The organism is Halomonas sp. C22 (genome assembly GCF_007655045.1).
In the GTDB taxonomy this organism is placed as follows: Bacteria; Pseudomonadota; Gammaproteobacteria; order Pseudomonadales; family Halomonadaceae; genus Vreelandella; species Vreelandella hamiltonii.
Genome location: NZ_VBVC01000005.1, coordinates 98064 through 118798 on the forward strand (window position 1 = coordinate 98064; position 20735 = coordinate 118798).

Below are 20735 nucleotides of genomic sequence, written 5' to 3' on the forward strand. Positions count from 1 at the left end.
TGACTCCGTCTGCGGTTATAAATGGGTAATGGATTCTGCGCGTGCTTCCAGACGCTGCAAGTAGCGCTCGAAGCTCTCCTTGCGCATGGGCAGGCAAGTGGCGAGCCGTGCTTCCAACTGGCCTGTTTCTACCAATACGCGCCGTGACAGGGCGCGCTGAAGGCGCTCTTTCACGAGTAGCGCGCCGCTTTCACTGGTATCGGGCAAGACCAGCCAGAAGGTCGCACTGCCCGCACGGCCCAGAATGTCGTGATCACGGCAGCGGCTATTGACCTCGCTGCACAACGCGCCCAGCAGCGCGGTCTTGGCGCGCTGGCCAAACTGCTCCTCTGCCATGTCCAGCTGCGGCAAGTGCAGCACCAGCACGGCCAGCCGCTTGTTGAGCATAGCGGCGCGCTGAAACTCATTCCTGAGGCGCTCCTTCAGCGTATCGATATGGTACGCATCGCAATCGTTGTCGTTGGGGTCGGTTGCCCTCAACAGCGCCTTGCGCCGGGCGTGCTCCCACGGGGGAAGCGCCAGCAGCAGGGTCAGTGCGGCGAACCCCAGCGCAGTTTCTCCCTGCAGTGCGGGCAGTTGCCAGCCTATCACGACCATGGCCATCAGGTTGATAGCCAGGGCTCCCCACAGCGGCAGCAGTATGAACGCGGCGGCCAACGGCAGCCCCAGCCAATGCAGTGACAGGTTGGCATGGGTGAGCACCGCGTGCACGACGACCAGAAACAGGCTGCCCAGCAGCAAAAGGCGCGGCAGGCACGATTTGACCCCCTGGCCCAGGTGCATCATCAGGCTGGCCAGCAGCAGGGTCGTCATGAACAGCGGTACCAGAAGCTCTCGGTAGCTGCCGATGGCATAAAGCCAGGCGGTGTAAGCACAGATGATGATCAGGCCCGCGCCGTAGGCCAGGCCCATCAGCCGTTTGGGGGGCTGGCTGGTGGTCATGTGATGTCGCTCGGCCGCTGTTTGCCCATCTGGGCAAGGGCCTCCAGGGTGAGCGCTTCCAGCTCCAGCTCCATCAAGGGTATGGGCTGGCAAACGGCGTGTTCGGGCAGCGCGGCACACAGCAAATGACGACGATGTTCGGCTTCACGGGGCGTCTTGGAAAGCATCAGCGTGGCCAGGGTCGTGGCATTGAGGCGATAAACGTTTTCGAAACTGTAAACCAGGCTGCACAGCTTGTGAGCCGCCGGCCAGAGCTGGTGGAGCCGGAGATGAATGACCAGCACTTCGGCGTGAATGGCTTCTCGTTCGGAGCGTGTCTGCTCCTTGGTCAAATCACGCAGCAGTTGCTCCCCTGCCCATAGGTTGAGCCCCGGAATCAGCCGCAGGCGCTGGCGCATGGTGCCGCTCAAGTGCACCAGCAGGTAAGTCCGTGCCATGGCCAGCAGGCACAGCGTCCCCAAGGATGCCACCAGCAGGCACCACTCTGGCAGGGTGAGCAGTGGCTGGATGATCAGGCAGGCCAGCAGGGCAGCGCAGACATTGAAGGTGGCCACCCAGCGGGGTTGTGGCAGCATGAACACTGCGCCCCAGGCCCATATCAGCAACAGGTGACGCTCAGGGGCAACGGCAATCAGCGACAGCAGGAGCGTACCGGCCAGCAACTGCCAAGGCAGCCCTCGCGAGCGTCGATGGCTGAAGTCGAGCAGTAGCGCCGTAATGAACAGCCAGGCCACGGCCAGCCATAGCGCAATGGCGGCTGCCAGCGGCGCGGTGGGTGTCCAGAAGGCCAGCGCGACGGCGGCAGCGAACAACGTCGCCCTCAGCGGGCTGATTTTGTATTTGCTTTGCATGGTGGCTTACTATCTGGCTGATAAACGAGGGTTACTCGGCCGTAGCATAACGCATTGCTTGGCTCGAACCTGTCAATCCCTCAGTATAATGCCCTCATGGCGTAATATAAGCCTACCTACTTTCAGTATTGCTTACACAGGGAGATCCCATGCGCAGCGCTGACGCATTCCAACAAGACGCCCAACACCATCTGGCGGCCGGCGATGTGGCTCGTTACATGGTGGCCGTGGGGCAGGGGGCCAGGGCGGCGGCCAGCGTATTGCGCCGTGCCGATACCCAGGCCAAGAATCAGGCGCTGTATGCCATGGCGAAGCGCCTTGAGGCGTCGCGCGGCGAGATCATGAAGGCCAATCAGGAGGACATGCAGCGGGGCCGGGACAATGGCCTGGACAGCGCGCTGCTGGATCGCCTGGCGCTCAATGACGCGCGGATCGATGCCATGATCGAGGGGCTGCATCAAGTGGCGGCGCTGCCGGACCCGGTCGGTGCCATCGATGGCATGAGCTACCGGCCCAGCGGTATCCAGGTCGGCAAGATGCGGGTTCCGCTGGGGGTGATCGGCATCATTTACGAATCGCGCCCCAACGTCACCCTGGAAGCCGCCAGCCTGTGTCTCAAGTCCGGCAATGCCTGTGTATTGCGTGGAGGCTCGGAAGCCAGTGCATCCAATGCGGCCCTGAGCCGATGCATTCAGGCAGGCTTGGCAGACGCGGGCCTGCCCGAGGGCAGCGTTCAGGTCGTTGCTACCACGGATCGCGCCGCGGTGGGTGAGATGATCAGCATGCCCGAGTATGTCGATGTGATCATCCCGCGTGGCGGCAAGTCCTTGATCGAGCGCATTTCGCGGGAAGCGCGTGTCCCGGTGATCAAGCACCTGGATGGCGTTTGCCATGTGTACATCGATACCACCGCCGACCCTGCCAAGGCGCTGGCCATCGCACTGAACGCCAAGACCCACCGCTACGGCACCTGCAACACCATGGAAACCCTGCTGGTGGATGCCCCGGTTGCCGATCTTCTGCTGCCGGAGCTGGCGCGTGCCTACGCCGAGCACCAGGTAGAGCTGCGCGGCTGCGAGCGGACGCGGGCGCTATTGCCCCAGGCGCTGGCAGCAACCGAGGAGGACTGGCACGCGGAGTACCTCGCCCCGGTTCTGGCCATCAAGGTGGTAGATGGCGTGGACGAAGCAATCGAACACATCGAACGATACGGCTCCCACCACACCGATGCCATCGTCACGCAGGATTACACGCTGGCGCGCCGTTTCATGGCCGAAGTGGACTCCAGCTCGGTGATCGTCAACGCCTCGACGCGCTTTGCCGATGGGTTCGAGTACGGCCTGGGGGCGGAGATCGGTATTTCCACCGACAAGCTGCACGCCCGTGGTCCAGTCGGCCTGGAAGGCCTGACCACGCAGAAATACATCGTGTTCGGAGACGGCCAGGTTCGCCAATGAGCCAGCGTATCGGCATGTTTGGTGGCACCTTCGACCCGGTGCACAACGGCCATCTACGCAGTGCCCTGGAAGTGCGCGACGCGCTGGGCCTGGAAGTGCTGCACATGGTGCCTGCGCCGCAGCCACCGCTGCGCGGTGTGCCGCAGGTATCGCCGCAGCAGCGCTTGGCCCTGCTGGAAGCAGGCATCGCGGATACCCCTGGCCTGCTGGCCGATGGCCGTGAGCTACGCCGAGCAGGCCCCTCTTATAGTGTGGATACGCTGACGGAGCTGCGCGACCTCTACGGCCCCTCGGCCCGACTGGTGATGGTGATCGGCATGGATGCTTTTTTGCGGCTCCATCAGTGGGACCGTGCCGAGCGTCTTTGGGCGCTAGGGCACGTCGTGGTGATCGCTCGGCCCGGGTACAGCAACGATTGGCCAGCACCGCTGAAGGAACTGGTGGGCAATCGCGAAGTCTACAGCGTCGAGACGATGATGCAGCAGGCTCAAGGGCATCTGTTGGTGCTGGAGTTGCCTTCCCTGATGGCCATCTCCGCGACCTACATTCGCCAGCGCCTGCAAGCAGGCGAAAGCGTGCGCTATTTACTGCCCCACGCGGTGGAAACGGCCATTTTGCAACAGGGCTGGTATCAAAGCAGCGAATAGCGCTGGCAGTCGTGAAAGAAGCCGTTACAATGGCCGCCTCAAACGCCCGTTGCCAATGGCGGGCGTCTATCATCGTCAGGTCAATAATGGGGTTGTCGTCAGGAGTCATGCACATCGATACATTGAAAAACCTAGCCATCGAAGCGCTAGAAGAACTTAAAGCTCGTGATATTACGCAGTTGGACGTGTCGAAATTGACCGAGGTCACCGACCTCATGTTGATTGCCAGCGGTACGTCTACCCGTCATGTGGCAGCACTGGCGCAGAATCTCGTCGAGAAAGCCAAGGCTGCCGGTCTGCACCCTCGCGGTGTCGAAGGCGGTGAGAACGCGGATTGGGTGTTGGTCGATCTGGGTGACATCGTCGTTCATATCATGCTTCCCGAAGCGCGCGCGCTGTATGACCTCGAGCGTCTGTGGGCAGACCTGCCCAACGATGCGGGCGCCATCGGCGATGCACTGCGTCAGGTCGAAGAGCGAGCCTCCATGTCATGAAGGTTCGGCTGTTGGCGGTGGGAACCAAAATGCCTGCCTGGGTGGAACAAGGCGTGGAGACCTACCGCAAACGGCTACCGCGTGATTTTGCCCTGGAAATCGAAGAGATCGCGCTGGGACAGCGTGGCAAGAATGCCGACATCGCCAAAGCACGAGCTCAAGAAGCCCAGCGGATCCGCGACAAGCTGCGCGGCGATGAAATCGTCGTGGCTCTCGAAGTCAAGGGCAAGCCCTGGACCACGGAGCAGCTTGCCCAGCAGGCCGATGCCTGGCGAATGTCTGGTCAGGACGTAGTGCTGCTGGTCGGCGGGCCCGATGGGCTGGAGCCTTCTCTCTCGGCCATGGCCGACAAGGCCTGGTCGCTGTCGCCGCTGACACTGCCGCACCCGCTGGTGCGGATCATGCTCGCCGAACAGCTCTATCGGGCATGGACCCTGCTCGTGGGTCACCCTTATCACCGTTAGAAGTTACCTGTTGTCGACCCTTGTGGCCGTTGCGTTCATCGTTTGATTGAGAGTTGTCTGTTGCCATGCCCAAGCGCCGTGACACGCTAAAGAACCCTGAGCAAGAGCTGCGTATCTTCCGTGTTCGGTCGCTGCTGGCAGTGTTCGTGGTCATCGTCTTGACCGGTTTGCTGGTCGGTCGACTGGGGTATCTGCAAATCGTCCAGCACGACCTCTACAGCACCCGCTCCGAGAAAAACCGCGTGCGGGTCGAGCCGCTGCCGCCCAATCGCGGGTTGATCTACGACCGTAACGGTGCCCTGCTGGCAGAAAATCGACCGACCTACAACCTGACGCTGGTGCGTGAGCGTGTCGACAGCCTGGAGGATACCCTGGCGCTGCTGGTGGAACTTCTGGAGCTGCCGGAAGAAGAGATCGAGGCCTTCAACGTTCGTTCCCGCCAGCGCCAGCGGCCGTTTCAGCCCGCGCTGCTGATGAGCGATCTGAGTGAAGAGCAGATTGCCCGCCTGGCCATCAATCGCCACCGCCTGCCCGGGGTCGAGGTAGAAGCCCAGCTGCTGCGTTACTACCCGGATGCCGAAATGATGGCCCATGCGCTGGGCTATGTGGGGCGGATCAATGCCGAAGAGCTGCAAACCCTCGACACCGGCCGCTACGCAGGCACCCACTTTATCGGCAAGACCGGAGTGGAGCGTTTTTACGAGTCGGAATTGCACGGCCAGGCGGGCCTTCGCAAGGTCGAAACCAACGCCCGTGGCCGCGTGCTGCGCGAGCTGGGGCGCACCGACCCGGTACCCGGTGCCAACCTGACCCTGACCCTGGACCGCTCGCTTCAAATGCTCGCCTACGAGCTGCTGGAGGGTCGGCGAGGCTCCATCGTGGCCATCGTGCCGCGCACCGGGGAAATTCTGGCCATGGTGTCGACGCCTGGTTTCGATAGCAACCAGTTCGTCACCGGGATCGATGTGGCGTCTTACCGCGCCCTGCAGGAAGACATCGACCTGCCGCTGTTCAACCGCGCCATTCGAGGCCACTACCCCCCTGGTTCCACCATCAAGCCGTTTCTGGCGCTGGCCGGACTGGTGGAAGGGGTGATCACCCCGGACAGCACCATCAATGACCCGGGCTTCTATCAACTGCCCAATGATTCCCGTCGTTACCGTAACTGGTTGCGGTGGGGGCATGGACGTGTCGACATGGAACGCTCCATTGCCGTGTCGAACAACACCTACTACTACTCCCTGGCCCACGACCTTGGCATCGATCGTTTGCATGATCAGATGTCCAACTTTGGCTTCGGGCAGCGGGTCGCTCACGACGTTCAGGGAGAAAGCACCGGCTTGATGCCGTCTCGTGATTGGAAGCGTGCACGCTTCAACCAGCCCTGGTACCCAGGGGAAACCCTTTCGGTCGGTATCGGTCAGGGGTATTGGCAGATTACCCCGCTGCAACTGGCCAGTGCCACGGCGGCCTTGGCCAACCGTGGTCACTGGGTCAAGCCTCGGCTGGCGCTGCGCATTGGTGAAGACCCCGTCCCGCTGGAACTGCCGGACACGTTGCCCGACATCGACCTGGCCAATGAGAACTGGTGGGACAGAGTGTTCAACGGCATGGAGAAAGTGCTCACCGGCAGCGAAGGAACGGCAAGGCGCACCGGGGTGGGCCTGGAGTATCGCATGGGCGGCAAGTCAGGTACGGCCCAGGTGTTTTCGCTGGGTCAGGATCAGCGCTACAACGCCGAAGAGCTGGAAGAGCGGCTGCGCGACCACTCGCTGTTCATGGCCTTTGCCCCGCTGGAAGAGCCTGAAATCGCCGTATCGGTCATCGTCGAGAATGCCGGGGGCGGCAGTACCCATGCTGCCCGCATGGCGCGCGCCATGACCGATGCCTGGCTGCTGAAAGAGGCGGCGCCGGAAGCCGATGAGGTCAAGGAAGTGCTGGAAGAGGATAACGGCCGCGTGGAGGGTAACTGATGATGCCGCTGCAACTGCTGACACGCTCTTGGCGAGGGCACCCGGTTCGCCCACCCGATAGCGGCATCGCCAGGCGCAAGAGCATTTGGGAGCGTATTCACATCGACCCTTGGCTCGTGGGCCTGCTGCTGGCGCTGATGGCGGGCGGCCTGCTGGTGCTCTACAGCGCTTCTGGGCAGCGCATCGAAGTCGTGATTGCTCAGGCCATGCGCTTTGGCTTGGCCCTGGTGGGCATGTTCGTGCTGGCACAGTTTTCTCCCACCACGTTTCTGCGCTGGGCGCCGTTGGCTTATGGCGTAGGGCTTGCCATGCTGGTGGCCGTGGAGATTGCTGGCGATATCGGCATGGGAGCCAAGCGCTGGCTGGAAATACCCGGCGTGATTCGCTTCCAGCCCTCTGAAATGATGAAGCTGGCCGTCCCGCTGATGGTGGCGGCTTACCTCAATCGCTGTCAGCTCCCCCCTAGGCTGCGGGACATCGCGGTGTGTGCCCTGATCATTGGCGCGCCGGTGGTCTTGACGGCGATTCAGCCAGACCTGGGAACCTCGCTCTTGATGGCCAGCGCGGCGCTGATCGTGGTGCTGCTGGCGGGGCTCTCCTGGCGCTTGATTAGCCTGGTAGTGGCCCTGGTGGCGGCGGGCCTGCCGCTGCTGTGGATGAACATGCACAACTACCAGCGCCAGCGGGTGCTGACCTTTCTGGACCCGGAGAGCGACCCGCTCGGCTCCGGCTGGAACATCATCCAGTCCACCACCGCCATCGGTAGCGGCGGCCTGTGGGGCAAGGGCTGGCTGGAGGGCACGCAGTCGCAGCTCGAATTCCTGCCCGAGCGCCACACCGATTTCATCATTGCCGTGCTCGGCGAAGAGTTCGGCCTGGTCGGTATGCTGCTGCTGCTACTGCTGTACGTGATGATCGTCGGTCGTGGGCTGTGGTTGGCGGCGGCGTCCCAGGACACCTTTGGACGTCTGGTGGCGGGCAGTATCATTCTGACGTTCTTCATTTATGTGTTTGTCAATGTCGGCATGGTGAGCGGCATTCTGCCCGTGGTGGGGGTGCCGCTGCCGCTGGTGAGCTACGGTGGCACCTCCAGCGTGACCTTGCTGGCCGGGTTCGGTATTCTCATGTCGATACACGCCCATCGGCGGCTATTGCCGCGTTGAATGATCAAAGTGCAGTCGACGCTTTTTCACAGGAGTGGTAAGCAAATGAACAGGGCGCGAAGAAGAGCGGGCGGGTATTTACTGGCGGCGCTGATGGCATGTTCAGCCTCGGCCACCTGGGCGGCCGAGGAGGTCGATTTCGACCCCCGTGTCAACGAGCAGACGCGCCAACTGGTCAGTGAACTGGTGGAGCAGGGCGTACCCGAGCAGTGGCTGACGCAAGCGCTGGAGCAGGCGACATTTCGCCAGAACGTGCTGGATGCCATGGCGGGGGCGGCAGAACGGCGTCTGCGCTGGTTCGAATATCGCGATATTTTTCTGAACCAGCAGCGTATCGAAGAAGGTGCCGAGTTCATGCGCGAGCATGCCGAGACGCTGGCGCGTGCCGAAGAAGTCTTTGGTGTCGCTCCTGAGGTGATTACCGCCATCATCGGCGTGGAAACCTATTACGGGCGCCACAAAGGCACACACAAGGTGCTCGATTCGCTGGCAACGCTGGCCTTTCATCACCCCCAGCGGGGGCGCTTCTTCCGTGGCGAGCTGGCCGCTTTCCTGGCCATTGCCTACGAGCAGGGTGTCGAGCCGGAAACGCTCTACGGCTCTTACGCCGGGGCCATGGGCTATCCGCAGTTCATTCCTACCAGTTACCAAGCCTACGCGGTCGATTTCGATGACGACGGCATTCGCGACTTGTGGAACAACCCGGTCGATGCCATCGGCAGCGTAGCCAACTACTTTGCCGAGCATGGCTGGCAGCGTGATGGCGCCATCTACCACGATGCCGTCGGCCCACAGGAAGCCCCCGAAGGCATCGCCTTCAACCAGACCTCGCGCCCCTCCTTGACCGCCGCCGACATGGTGGAGCAGGGCATCACTAGTGAGGCGCCGCTGGCCCCTGATGCCCCCGTGGTGCCGCTATTGCTGGATTTTTCAGAAGATGAGCAAGGCTACCGTCTGGGTGAATTCAACTTCTATGTGATTACTCGCTACAATCACAGCCACCTTTACGGCATGGCCGTGGCCGAATTGGCGGACGCGATCCAGCATCAGTTTGAGAGTGAGCATGACTAACCTGTTGACCAATGCCCGTTATGTGAGCGGTTCTCTCGTGTTGGCGATGCTGGTGAGCGGCTGTGCCAGCCAAGCGCCGCAGCGTGACAGCGGCAGCGCCGCGTCGCAGCCCAGTGCTTCGCCCGTGGCCAGCGCCGCTCCCAGCGGCGAACGCTATGCCATGTCCGGCGATGCCTATCCGGTAGCACCGCCGGACGTCAGCCAGGTGCCCGATGCCGAGCCGCGCATCGAGGAGCCCTCACGTGCAGGCAATCGCCCCACCTACGAGGTGTGGGGCGAAACCTACCGTGTACTGCCGGACTCGCGGGGTTATGCTCGCCAGGGCACGGCCTCCTGGTACGGTGAAAAATTCCATGGCTACGCCACCTCCAACGGTGAGATCTACGACATGTACAAGATGACGGCGGCGCATCGCTCGCTGCCGTTGCCGACCTTTGCCCGTGTCACCAGCCTGGCCAATGGCCGTTCGGTGATCGTACGCGTCAATGACCGTGGCCCTTTCCACAGCGATCGTGAAATCGACCTTTCCTACGCCGCTGCGGCTCGATTGGGCATTCTGGATGATGGCACGGGGCCTGTTCGCGTCGAGGCCATCGACCCGGCGCAATGGTTGGCAGAGCGTGGTCGAGGTGGGGAGGCGGCCCGCTCGACGGCGGTAAGTGCACCGGTACCCGCAGCGTCGGCACCGAGTGTCGTGAGCGCCCCGGCTGCGCCAGCGTCTTCCCCTTCGCCAGCGCCCGCACAGGCAAGCGGCGACGGCATCTTCCTGCAAATTGCCGCGTTAGGCACGGCAGAGGGTGCCCAGCAATTGCAGCAGCGCCTTTCTGGGGAGTTGGCCCATGGCGTGCGTGTGAAAAGCGAGGCCGAGGTGCATCGTGTTCAGGTAGGGCCCGTCAGTCCTGCCCAGGAAAACCAGGCCCGAGAAGATCTGCGCCGGGCGGGCTTTCCTCAAGTGTTTATAGTGCGATAATGCGTTCCAATTTAGTCACCCGGCAGCGTTACCCTGCTGCCACCCAATGTAAGTGAGACGTGTGTGATGAATGTATTGATATCGATTCGCCGGACCGCCAAGCTGTGTCTTTTTGCTGCCATGACCGTCGTGGCGATCCCTGCTTCGGCTCAGGTGATTCCTCAGCCGCAACCCCAGACCATCATTCCGGCACCTCCACAGCTGGCGGCCAGCTCGTGGATTCTGATGGATGCCAATAGCGGACGTATTCTCGCCGAGCACAATTCCGACGAGCGCCTGCCGCCGGCGAGCCTGACCAAGCTGATGACCGCCTACCTGGTCGAGCGGGAGCTGGACCGTGGCACCATCAACCTGACCGACATGGTCAATATCAGCGAAAATGCCTGGCGTACCGGTGGCTCCAAGATGTTCATCGAGGTGGGCGACCGCGTATCGGTGGATAATCTGCTGCACGGTATCATCATCGTGTCCGGCAACGATGCCAGCGTGGCCATGGCCGAGCATCTGGCCGGCGGCGAAGCACCGTTCGCCGACCTGATGAACCAGCATGCCACGCGGCTGGGCATGCACAACACCAATTTCCAGAACGCCACCGGGTTGCCGGGTGACCAGCACTACTCCACGGCGCGAGACATGGCCATCCTGTCTCAGTACATCATCAACGACTACCCTGACCACTACGCCATCTACTCACAGCGCAACTTCTCCTTTGGCGGCATCGACCAGCCCAATCGCAACCGTCTGCTGTGGCGTGACCCGTCGGTGGATGGTCTGAAAACCGGCTGGACCACCGAAGCGGGCTACTGCCTGGTGTCGTCTGCCGAGCGTGATGGCATGCGCCTGATCTCCGTGGTCATGGGCACCAGCTCCGAAGAGGCTCGCGCCCAGGAAACCCAGAAGCTGCTGAGCTACGGCTTCCGCTTCTATGAAACCATGAAGCTCTATGAGCGCGGTGCCGTATTGGCCACGCCGCGGGTGTGGGGTGGTGACACCAATGAGCTACGCGTGGGTGTCGATGGTGAAGTCTTCATGACGCTGCCGCGCAACCGCAACGAAGAGCTGCGCGCGCGTCTGAATCTGGATAGCGACCTGAGTGCGCCCGTCGCCGTTGGCGACGAAGTCGGTACTCTGGAAGTCTACCTGGGTGACGAAATGGTCGGCGAGCGCCAGCTGGTGGCGCTGGAAAACGTCGAAGAGGGCGGCCTGTTCAAGCGCTTCTTCGATCAGGTGCAGCGCTTCTTCAGCAACCTGATCGGCAACTTCAGAAGCTGACGAGCCTCGAGCACGCTGGGCAGGCCGACGTGGCCTGCCTGCGGTGCTCCAGCCTCCCGGTCGCAACCAGAAGCTCTGGCGTCATCGTCAGGGTTTCATTCGTTTTAGCATTCGTCATAGATAGGCAACCCATGAAAAAAGATACCAAGTCTCCGCTGCGTGACCTGCGCCAGCCCTCTACGGTCAGTGAGCCGCCCAAGATCACTTTTCCCTGCGACTACTCGCTCAAGGTGGTAGGCGATGCGGCGGATGATTTTCCCGCTTGTGTATGCCAGGTCATCGTCAAGCACGCGCCGGATTTCGACGAAACCACCCTGCAGGTGGTGGATAGTCGCAATGGCCGCTTCCAATCGGTACGGGTGACCATCGTGGCTACCGGTGAACAGCAGCTGGCCAGCCTGTTCGATGAGCTGAAAGCCACGGGCCGCGTGCACATGGTGGTGTGACATGAGCCCCGCACCCATCGAGCTGCACCGCCTGGGGCGTCGGCCCTACCAGCCTGTCTGGGAAGCCATGCGCGAGCTCACCGACTGCCGTGACGAGCATACGCCCGACCAGTTCTGGCTGGTCGAGCACGACCCGGTCTTCACTCAGGGGCAGGCGGGCAAACCCGAACATTTGCTGATGCCGGGCGATATCCCGGTGGTCAATACCGACCGTGGCGGCCAAGTGACCTACCACGGGCCTGGGCAAGTGGTGCTTTACCCGTTGCTGGACGTGCGGCGTGGCAAGATCGGTGTGCGTGAGCTGGTCAGCGCCCTGGAAAATGCGGTGATCGACGTGCTGGCCCGCCATGGTGTCGATGCCTGGGCCAAGCCGGATGCGCCGGGCGTGTATACCCGCACGGTGATGGGGGAAGCCAAGATTGCATCGCTGGGGCTGCGCATTCGTCGAGGGGCCAGTTACCACGGTGTTGCATTGAACGTGGACGGCGACCTGTCGCCGTTTGGGCGCATCAACCCCTGTGGCTATGCAGGTATGCAGGTGACGCGCTTGGGCGACCTGGTGACGCTGGACGATGGCGCAGATATCGGGGGGGCACTGGCCCTGGCGCTGGCGGAGCAGCTAGGCCGATCACTGGTGGATTCGGCGTCGTCGTGATCGAGTAAGTGCTGCAAAAGACGGGTTCACCGGCATGCCGAAAGGGCATGCCGGTGACATTCGTGCGGGGTATCAGCCGACGTTGAAGGCCGGAATACGGTTGCTGTCGGTTTCCTGGCCAGGCACTGCGGCAGGGGCGGCCAGGCCCAGGTTGTTCTTTTCGAACACGCGGTCGGCGCGGTAGCTCGAACGTACCAGCGGGCCGGAGGGAACCTCCATGAAGCCCTTCTCGAGGCCCAGCACGCGATAGCGCTCGAACTCTTCCGGCGTGACATAGCGCTCAACTGCCAGATGGTTCTTGGTGGGGCGCAGGTACTGCCCCAGCGTGACGATATCCACACCGATGGCGCGCAGGTCGTCGAACGTCTGCAGAATCTCTTCTTCCGTTTCACCCAGCCCCAGCATCAGGCTGGTCTTGGTGATCACGTCCGGGCGGTGGCGCTTGGCATGGGCCAATACGTCCAGCGTCTTGCGGTAACCGGCACGCGGGTCGCGTACCTTGGAGGTCAGCCGCTCCACGGTTTCCACGTTCTGGGCAAACACTTCCAGGCCGGAGTCGACCACGCGCTCGATGGCGGCCTGATCGCCGTCGAAATCCGGCGTCAAAGCCTCCACCACGACCTCGGGGGTGCGTGCCTTGATGGCGCGAATGCACGAGGCGTAGTGCGTGGCACCGCCATCTTCCAGGTCATCCCGGTCGACCGAGGTCAGCACGATATAGCGCAGGCCCATCAGCTCGACGGACTTGGCGGTATTCTCGGGCTCTTCCTTGTCCAGCCAACCCTTGGGATTGCCGGTGTCCACCGCGCAGAAGCGGCAGGCGCGGGTACAGACGGAGCCCATCAGCATGATGGTCGCGGTGCCGTTGCTCCAGCACTCGCCCATGTTGGGGCAGTGGGATTCTGCGCACACCGTGCTCAGCCGGTGAGTCGATACGTTTTTCTTGACGGCTTCGAAACGCTCGCCGCCTGGAATCTGGGCGCGCAGCCATTTGGGCTTGCGTTCAAGGGCGGGCGCATCGGCCTGCGCCTTGCGCTGCTTCATGCCGTCCTTGATCACCGTCATGCCGTGTTCGTTGCGGAATTTTTCGCCGCTGGGCACGCGCTGGGAAGGGGTGTTGCTCATAGGAGAGAGCCTCGAGTCACGCTAACTGATACGTAGGTGGTAGATAATGTAACATATCTGGCAATCAACAAGACACCGTCGCGCATCACGGGGTCTGTTCGACGCTCAGGCCTGGCAGGCAGGAAACGCCGTGGCTGGGGAGGGGGCTGGGGGGCGCCTGGAAATGCGCACGCAGCTCGCTGAGGTGTTCGCGGGTGAAACGCAAGAACAGCTCCGCCACCGGCGTGGGGAAGTGGTCGCGGCGATAGACGGTGCACCAGGCGCGGCGGATTGGAAAGTGGGGCAGCGCCAGCGTGGCCAGCAGCCCCTGTTCCAGCTCCAGCTGAATGGCCATGCGCGGCAGTACCGCCACGCCCAGATGCGCCATCACGCCTTGCTTGATCGCTTCGTTGGTGCCCAGCTCGATACGGTGGGGCAGCCCGACTTCCTGATCGACCGCCAGCTGCTCGAAGGCGCTACGCACGCCTGACCCCGGCTCACGCATCAATACATAGTGGCGGGCAAAGTCCGAGAGGGTAGGGTTGGCCAGTTGGAGCAGCGGATGCTCCGGCCATACCACGGCCACCAGCTCATTTTCCAATACCGGCATGACCACCAGCCCATCGTCCTCTGGCACCATGGCCATGATGACCACGTCATCCTGCTGGTCGGCGAGGCGCTCCAGTGCCTGGCTGCGGTTGCATACTTTCAGGCGTAGCTGCACATCGGGGTAGCGGGCGCGAAAGCGTGACAGCAGGTAGGGCACCACGTATTGGGCAGAAGAAACCGCTGCAATGCTCAACTTGCCGCTGATCTTGCCGTTAATATCTGAAAGGTGCATCTGCAGGCGCGAGAGCTGTCCGAAGATTTCCCGAGTGGAAAGCGCCAGCGTATCCGCCGCAGGCAGTACATGCAGGGTTTTACCGGCATAGCGAAACAGCGGCTGCCCCAGTGCCTGCTCCAGCTGGCGAATCTGGGCGCTCACGGCGGGTTGAGTCAGGCCCAGCTGTTCGGCGGCACGCGAATACGAGCGCTGGCGATGTACGGCCTGAAACACCTGCAGTTGGCGAAACGTCAAGCGGTTGAGCAGCGACGGGGATGACATAACCACCTCGAGGTAAACGTGCTCGGTCAGCGTCAGCGACTCCCAAGCGCGTGGGTCCATGTCGAAATGCTACCACCCTTTGCCCGCTAACGCCTTGAATCGCTGTCGCTCAATGGTCCATGCATAGGTTGTTACACAGGTTCATGCATGGGTAATGATCGACGTCTGGCAAGGAGTGGCCTAAACTATATTGCATTGCAGCATCATAGCTTCGGGCTTGGTGCCCCGCATCAACCCCACGGGAGACTCTATGAACTTTCTCGCTAATCCCTTGCTTTCCCCCACTCTGGGCAACAGCGCGCTGACAAGCATGATGGACCCGTTCGGGTTTGGCCGTGCTGCCTTGAGCTACTGGCGCGACAGCGTCGAGCGCAACGTGCTGTACTGGGATGTGATGCGCGAACGGGGCAACCAGTACCTGGCCCACATGGAGCAGACCAAGCCCAACGTGCTGGGGTTCGATACCGAAGTGCTGATGGATGGGCGGACGCTGCCCAACCCGACCAATTACGAACTGCTGCGCGTATTGCCCAAGGGCGATACGGTCACCGATCCCAGCAAGCGCCCGTTCGTGGTGGTCGACCCACGGGCCGGGCATGGCCCAGGCATCGGCGGTTTCAAGCCCGACAGCGAACTGGGCGTGGCGCTCAAGGCGGGTCACCCGTGCTATTTCATTGGCTTTCTGCCCTTTCCAGAGCCCGGCCAAACGGTCGAGGATGTGGTAGAAGCGGAAATCGCTTTCCTGCGTCATGTCATCGAGCTGCATCCAGAAACCACTGAAAAGCCGATGGTGGTAGGCAACTGTCAGGCGGGCTGGCAGATCATGATGGCGGCGGCACTGGAGCCCGACGTGTTCGGACCCATTCTGATTGCCGGTGCGCCGCTCTCTTACTGGGCGGGCGAGCACGGCAAGGCGCCGATGCGCTATACCGGCGGCATGGTGGGCGGTAGCTGGATCACGGCGCTGACCAGTGACATGGGCAATGGCCTGTTCGATGGCGCCTGGCTGGTGCAGAACTTCGAGCGCCTGAATCCGGCCAACACCTACTGGAAAAAGCAGTACCACTTGTACGCCAATATCGACACCGAAACCTCGCGTTATCTTGAGTTCGAGCGCTGGTGGGGTGGTCACGTGGTGCTGGGTGGAGAAGAAATCCAGTACATCGTCGATAATCTGTTCGTGGGCAACCGGCTCTCCACGGCCCAGCTGGTGACCCGCGACGGGCGCCGCATCGATCTGCGCAACGTGCGTTCGCCGGTGGTGGTGTTCTGCTCCCGTGGCGACGACATTACCCCGCCGCCGCAGGCGCTGGGATGGATTCGTGATCTGTACGAAGGCGAAGAGGATATCATCGCCAACGACCAGACCATCATCTACTGCCTGCATGACACCACGGGCCATCTGGGGATCTTCGTTTCCGGCAGCGTTTCCCGCAAGGAACACTCCGAATTCACGGCCAATATGGATTACATCGACGTGATGCCGCCAGGGCTTTACGAAACGACGATTTCCCATGCCAGTGAACGAGCCGATGCCGAGCTGATCGAGCGTGACTACCTGCTCGAATTCAACCCGCGCAACTTCGAGGAGTTGGATCGGGATGTCATGCACAAGCCCGAAGATGACCGCCGTTTCGCCACCGTAGCGCGCATCTCGGAGATCAATCTGGGGCTGTATCGGATTTATATGCAGCCCTGGCTGCAGGCGGTGATGACGCCAGAAGCCGCGCGCTGGATCCGGCGCATGCACCCCATTCGGCTGGGCTACAAGCTGCTGTCGGACCGCAACCCGCTGAGCGTGCCGCTGCCGGTGATGGCCGATTACGTGCGCAAGCATCGTGAGCCGGTAGGGCAGGACAACGTGTTCAAGGCGTTCGAAACCATGGCCTCGGATCAGATCGTCGCCAGCCTCAATGCCTGGCGTGATTTCAGGGACAGCAGCACCGAGCGACTGTTCATGGATATCTACGGTCAGCCACTGCTGCAGGCGGCCGTCGGGCTTTATGGTGATGCCCATGTGCATCGTCGCCGTCCGGGTGCCGAGCCGGAGCATCGTCGCTTCATCCAGCATCAGCAGGATGAGCTGCGCAAGCAAATCACCCAAGGTGGCCCACATGCAGCCGTGATGCGAGCGGTGATCTACGTGCTGGGCGGTGCGCCCGCCACCGACGAGCGCAACTTCAAGCGGTTGCGCGCCTCGCGTGCGAAGCTCGAGCCCAGCAGCTCGTTGAGCGAGTTCAAGCGCCTGGTGCGTGAACAGTTCTTCATTCTCAAGCTGGACCGCGAACAGGCCCTGAACACCCTGCCCGTGTTGCTGGAAGGTGAGGACAATGCGGCTATCGATGGTCACCTGGAGCATCTGGAGCACGTGTTCTCGGCCAGCGGTGAGCTGACTGCCCATGCCGCCGAGCGTTTCGAACAGGTCAAGGCGCTGTTTGGTCAAGCGCGTCCTGCGCTGCCTGCAACCGCCGACAGCTCGGAGGCTGAACCTGGCACCAAACCTCAGGTCAAGCCTGAGAACAAGTCAGAGGCCAAGGCCGAAGTCGTCACCGACACCGACACCGAGGGCGCGACCACTCAGGAAGCCAAGCCTTCAGCGGCATCTTCAGCCCCTGCCGCGGCCGCTAAAAAGCCTGCGACCAGGTCAGCCAATGCGCGGCGCGGAACGTCACGCAAGCGCTAGCCGTTCGTGTCATCACCGCCGACGCCCCCGCTTTTCAGCGGGGGCGATTGGTTGGAGAACCCCGCTTAAGGTTGCCGAGTGCTATACGGCAGTCTAGTGTCTAGCTACTCGATATAAAAAAAGCACGGTCGATTGCGACGGCCTCTTCGAGGAGGCACTACCTCATCGTGTGTGCCGCTGCACAAGGTTGCTACTAGCGCTTGGGCAAGGGCTGGGGTAGGGTAGGCGCATTTTTCTCATGGTCGCCAAGGCATGATTTGGGGCGACAACGTATTTAGCGCCGGGGCGATAGCGCCTCGGCATCAGGAAAGTGGAGCACTATGGGCAAGTCACTGGTCATCGTCGAATCGCCCGCGAAAGCGAAGACGATTAATAAGTATCTCGGCAACGATTTCATCGTGAAGTCGAGCGTGGGTCACATCCGTGACCTGCCGACCAGCGGCTCGGGTAAGGCAGCCTCCGACCCAAAGGAGCGCGCTCGCCAGGCCGCGGCAACGCGCAAGATGTCAGCGGAAGAGAAAGCCGAGTACAAGCAGCGCAAGGCCCACGACCAGTTGATTCGCCGCATGGGTATCGACCCGGACAATGGCTGGGCGGCCAACTATGACATTCTGCCCGGCAAGGAAAAGGTCGTGGCCGAGCTGAAGAAACTGGCCGAAAAAGCCGATGCCGTCTACCTCGCCACGGATTTGGACCGCGAGGGGGAAGCCATTGCCTGGCACCTGCGGGAAACCATCGGTGGTGACGACAGCCGCTACAAGCGCGTGGTGTTCAACGAAATCACCAAGAATGCCATTCAGGATGCCTTCAAGACCCCCGGTGTGCTGAACATCCCCCGTGTGGAAGCTCAGCAGGCGCGCCGTTTCCTCGACCGCGTGGTGGGCTTCATGCTCTCGCCGCTGCTGTGGGCCAAGATTGCCCGCGGCCTGTCTGCCGGCCGTGTACAGTCGGTGGCCGTGCGTTTGATCGTCGAGCGTGAGCGGGAAATTCGCGCCTTCATCCCCGAAGAGTTCTGGGACGTGCATGCGGACCTGGTCTCGCCCGAGGGTGAGCTGGTGCGTTTTGCTTTGGCGCGGCAGGATGGCCAGGCCTTCCGCCCCACCTCGGAAAAAGAGACCCTGGAGCGAATTGCCAAGCTGCGCAAGGCCAAACTGTCGATCACGTCGCGCGAAGACAAACCGACACGCTCCAAGCCCACCGCTCCCTTCATTACCTCGACGCTGCAGCAGGCGGCCAGCGGGCGGCTAGGGTTCTCGGTCAAGAAGACCATGACCATGGCCCAGCGGCTGTATGAAGCTGGCTACATCACTTATATGCGTACCGACTCGACCAATTTGTCCAAGGATGCGGTCGAGAGCGTGCGTTCGTTTATTGGTGATGAGTATGGGGAGCGCTATCTGCCCGAAGCGCCCAACCGCTACAGCAGCAAAGAGAGCGCACAGGAGGCCCACGAAGCGATCCGCCCCTCCAGCGTGGAGCGCAAGTCCACGGATCTGGTGGGCATGGAGCGTGACGCCGAGCGCCTGTATGAGCTGATCTGGCGGCAGTTCGTTGCGTGCCAGATGACCCCGGCGGAATATCTTTCCAGCACCCTGAGTGTCGAGGTCGATGGCTACGAGCTGCGTGCCAAAGGGCGCGTGCTCAAGTTCGATGGTTACACCCGAGTCATGAAGCCGACCGGCAAGAACGAGGATCAGACCCTCCCCGACCTGCCTACCGGCACGCCCATGGGGCTCGAAGTGCTCGACCCTCAGCAGCACTTCACCAAGCCGCCTGCGCGTTACACCGAAGCCAGCCTGGTCAAGGAGCTTGAGAAGCAGGGCATCGGGCGTCCATCTACCTACGCCTCGATCATTTCCACGATTCAGGATCGGGGTTATGTGAAGCTGGAAAGCCGCCGCTTCTATGCCGAAAAGCTGGGCGATATCGTCACCGAGCGCCTCAAGGAGTCGTTTCCGGACCTGATGGATTACTCCTTCACGGCGCGCATGGAAGACAGCCTGGATGAAGTCGCCGAGGGCGAGCGCAACTGGCAGGCGCTGCTGGATGCTTTCTACGACGAGTTTCGTCATGAGCTGGCCAAGGCCGAGAGCGATGAAGGGATGCGCCCCAATCAGCCGGTGGCGACCAACATCGACTGCCCCAGCTGTGGCCGTCAGATGCAGATTCGAACCGCTTCCACCGGTGTGTTCCTGGGGTGCAGCGGCTACAACCTGCCGCCCAAGGAGCGTTGCAAGACCACCATCGACCTCATTCCCGGTGAAGAAGCCGTGGCTGAAGATGCCGGGGAAGAGGCAGAAACCGATGCACTGCGCGCCAAGCGTCGCTGCCCGAAGTGTGGCACGGCCATGGACAACTATCTGATCGACGAAACCCGCAAGCTGCATATCTGTGGCAACAGCCCGGATTGCGATGGTTACGAAGTCGAGGGCGGCAAATTCAAGATCAAAGGCTACGATGGCCCGCTGATCGAATGCGACAAGTGTGGCTCGGACATGCAGCTCAAGACCGGACGCTTCGGTAAATATTTCGGCTGCACCAACAGCGAGTGCAAGAACACCCGCAAGCTGCTGCGCAGCGGCGAAGTGGCACCGCCCAAGATGGACCCGATTCCCATGCCGGAGCTGGCCTGTCAGAAGGTGGAAGACCACTACGTGCTGCGTGATGGTGCCAGCGGCCTGTTCCTGGCGGCCAGCAAGTTCCCCAAGAACCGTGAAACACGCCCACCGCTGGTTCACGAGCTGAAGGCCCATGCCGATGAGCTGCCCGAGAAGTACCACTTCCTGCTCAAGGCGCCCAGCGAAGACCCGGACGGCCGCCCGGCGCAGATTCGTTACTCACGCAAGAATAAAGAGCAGTACGTGATGACCGACGAAGAGGGCAAGGCCACGGGCTGGAAAGCCACCTACGAAGGCGGTAAATGGCACGTGGAGGACAAGCGCAAGTGAGTGCCCGTTCGCGTACTAACCAGCTCGTCTATCAAGCCGAGCTGATGATTGGGCTTCCGGTGGGCGATGACGAGCACGCTGCTGCCCGTCAGATGGCGCTGGAGGAGGGCGCGCTGGCGCTGTTCGAGCTGGCGCTGGTGTCGTTGTTGAAAGAGGTCACCGAGCATGCGCGCTTGCCGGATCATGACTGGCGGCGGCTGCTGGCCAGCGACGGCCCGGCGCTTGCCGAGCTGCAGCGCCTGCGTGACGAGCTGCAGCGCCCGGATAGCTGGCTGGCGTGGCTCACAGCGCAACTGGAGAAGCTGCATGGCGACGAGGGCGCAGCCCGCCGTCAGGTGCATAACCCCGCCATGATCGCCGTAGGCGCTCAGGCGTCCCTGGGCGAGCAATTGCTGGAACATCTTCAGTCGGCGAAGCGTGAAATGGCGCTGCTCAGGGAGACCAGCCTGGAGTGGTAGGCTTGAAAAATGGCCGATCATGTCCATGCTAT

Annotated in this window: 18 protein-coding genes; 14 read left to right on the forward strand and 4 right to left on the reverse strand. The window is 62.0% G+C overall.

All coding sequences use genetic code 11. The features are described from left to right. Positions 1–15: 15 nt before the first annotated feature. Positions 16–942, reverse strand: coding sequence for a diguanylate cyclase domain-containing protein (locus tag FEU76_RS11495; RefSeq protein WP_039179747.1), 927 nt, complete (start codon positions 940–942; stop codon positions 16–18). After that, positions 939–1793 (reverse strand): hypothetical protein, encoded by an 855-nt coding sequence (locus FEU76_RS11500; RefSeq protein WP_039179750.1) that lies wholly within the window; start codon positions 1791–1793, stop codon positions 939–941. Before FEU76_RS11500 ends, FEU76_RS11495 begins: the two co-directional genes overlap by 4 nt. Before the next feature lie 149 nt (positions 1794–1942). On the opposite strand from FEU76_RS11500, the gene FEU76_RS11505 reads away from it, so the two are divergent. From FEU76_RS11505 to lipB, 11 genes are all read left to right on the forward strand, one after another. Next, entirely contained in the window at positions 1943–3250 is a 1308-nt protein-coding gene (locus FEU76_RS11505; RefSeq protein ID WP_096922822.1) for a glutamate-5-semialdehyde dehydrogenase, read from the forward strand. Continuing rightward, entirely contained in the window at positions 3247–3897 is a 651-nt protein-coding gene (gene nadD / locus FEU76_RS11510) for a nicotinate-nucleotide adenylyltransferase (RefSeq protein ID WP_039179756.1), read from the forward strand. The genes FEU76_RS11505 and nadD overlap by 4 nt, the downstream gene beginning before the upstream one ends. Positions 3898–4004: 107 nt before the next feature. After that, positions 4005–4391, forward strand: a complete 387-nt coding sequence (rsfS, locus tag FEU76_RS11515) for a ribosome silencing factor (RefSeq protein ID WP_039179760.1) — start codon at positions 4005–4007, stop codon at positions 4389–4391. Next, complete coding sequence (rlmH, locus tag FEU76_RS11520) at positions 4388–4855, forward strand: 23S rRNA (pseudouridine(1915)-N(3))-methyltransferase RlmH (protein ID WP_144983136.1); 468 nt, start codon at positions 4388–4390, stop codon at positions 4853–4855. Before rsfS ends, rlmH begins: the two co-directional genes overlap by 4 nt. 65 nt (positions 4856–4920) lie before the next feature. Beyond that, the gene (gene mrdA / locus FEU76_RS11525) at positions 4921–6828 is read left to right on the forward strand and encodes a penicillin-binding protein 2 (RefSeq protein WP_096922826.1); all 1908 of its coding nucleotides are present in this window, start codon (positions 4921–4923) and stop codon (positions 6826–6828) included. Beyond that, positions 6828–7991, forward strand: a complete 1164-nt coding sequence (rodA, locus tag FEU76_RS11530) for a rod shape-determining protein RodA (protein ID WP_186299140.1) — start codon at positions 6828–6830, stop codon at positions 7989–7991. Before mrdA ends, rodA begins: the two co-directional genes overlap by 1 nt. A gap of 93 nt (positions 7992–8084) precedes the next feature. Further along, the gene (gene mltB / locus FEU76_RS11535) at positions 8085–9062 is read left to right on the forward strand and encodes a lytic murein transglycosylase B (RefSeq protein ID WP_096922827.1); all 978 of its coding nucleotides are present in this window, start codon (positions 8085–8087) and stop codon (positions 9060–9062) included. Beyond that, positions 9055–10032, forward strand: a complete 978-nt coding sequence (locus FEU76_RS11540; RefSeq protein WP_144983138.1) for a septal ring lytic transglycosylase RlpA family protein — start codon at positions 9055–9057, stop codon at positions 10030–10032. The genes mltB and FEU76_RS11540 overlap by 8 nt, the downstream gene beginning before the upstream one ends. 66 nt (positions 10033–10098) lie before the next feature. After that, the gene (locus FEU76_RS11545) at positions 10099–11304 is read left to right on the forward strand and encodes a D-alanyl-D-alanine carboxypeptidase family protein (RefSeq protein ID WP_039179772.1); all 1206 of its coding nucleotides are present in this window, start codon (positions 10099–10101) and stop codon (positions 11302–11304) included. Between the two features lie 131 nt (positions 11305–11435). Further along, complete coding sequence (locus FEU76_RS11550; RefSeq protein WP_081138930.1) at positions 11436–11750, forward strand: HP0495 family protein; 315 nt, start codon at positions 11436–11438, stop codon at positions 11748–11750. 1 nt (position 11751) lies between these two features. After that, the gene (gene lipB, locus FEU76_RS11555; protein ID WP_096922829.1) at positions 11752–12405 is read left to right on the forward strand and encodes a lipoyl(octanoyl) transferase LipB; all 654 of its coding nucleotides are present in this window, start codon (positions 11752–11754) and stop codon (positions 12403–12405) included. A 72-nt stretch (positions 12406–12477) separates the two neighbouring features. Here the strand turns inward: lipB and lipA are convergent, their stop codons facing one another. Both lipA and FEU76_RS11565 read right to left on the reverse strand, forming a co-directional pair. Further along, positions 12478–13530, reverse strand: coding sequence for a lipoyl synthase (lipA, locus tag FEU76_RS11560; protein ID WP_016914094.1), 1053 nt, complete (start codon positions 13528–13530; stop codon positions 12478–12480). Positions 13531–13615: 85 nt separating this feature from the next. Then, a complete protein-coding gene (locus tag FEU76_RS11565) occupies positions 13616–14614 on the reverse strand; it encodes a LysR family transcriptional regulator (RefSeq protein ID WP_039179984.1) in 999 nt (332 codons plus the stop codon). A 250-nt stretch (positions 14615–14864) separates the two neighbouring features. Between FEU76_RS11565 and FEU76_RS11570 the strand changes: the two genes are divergently transcribed. From FEU76_RS11570 to FEU76_RS11580, 3 genes are all read left to right on the forward strand, one after another. Continuing rightward, a complete protein-coding gene (locus tag FEU76_RS11570; RefSeq protein ID WP_144983141.1) occupies positions 14865–17297 on the forward strand; it encodes a DUF3141 domain-containing protein in 2433 nt (810 codons plus the stop codon). Positions 17298–17617: 320 nt separating this feature from the next. Beyond that, the gene (gene topA, locus FEU76_RS11575; RefSeq protein ID WP_039179783.1) at positions 17618–20245 is read left to right on the forward strand and encodes a type I DNA topoisomerase; all 2628 of its coding nucleotides are present in this window, start codon (positions 17618–17620) and stop codon (positions 20243–20245) included. Further along, positions 20242–20703 (forward strand): DUF6586 family protein, encoded by a 462-nt coding sequence (locus FEU76_RS11580; RefSeq protein WP_039179786.1) that lies wholly within the window; start codon positions 20242–20244, stop codon positions 20701–20703. The genes topA and FEU76_RS11580 overlap by 4 nt, the downstream gene beginning before the upstream one ends. Positions 20704–20735 lie beyond the last annotated feature (32 nt).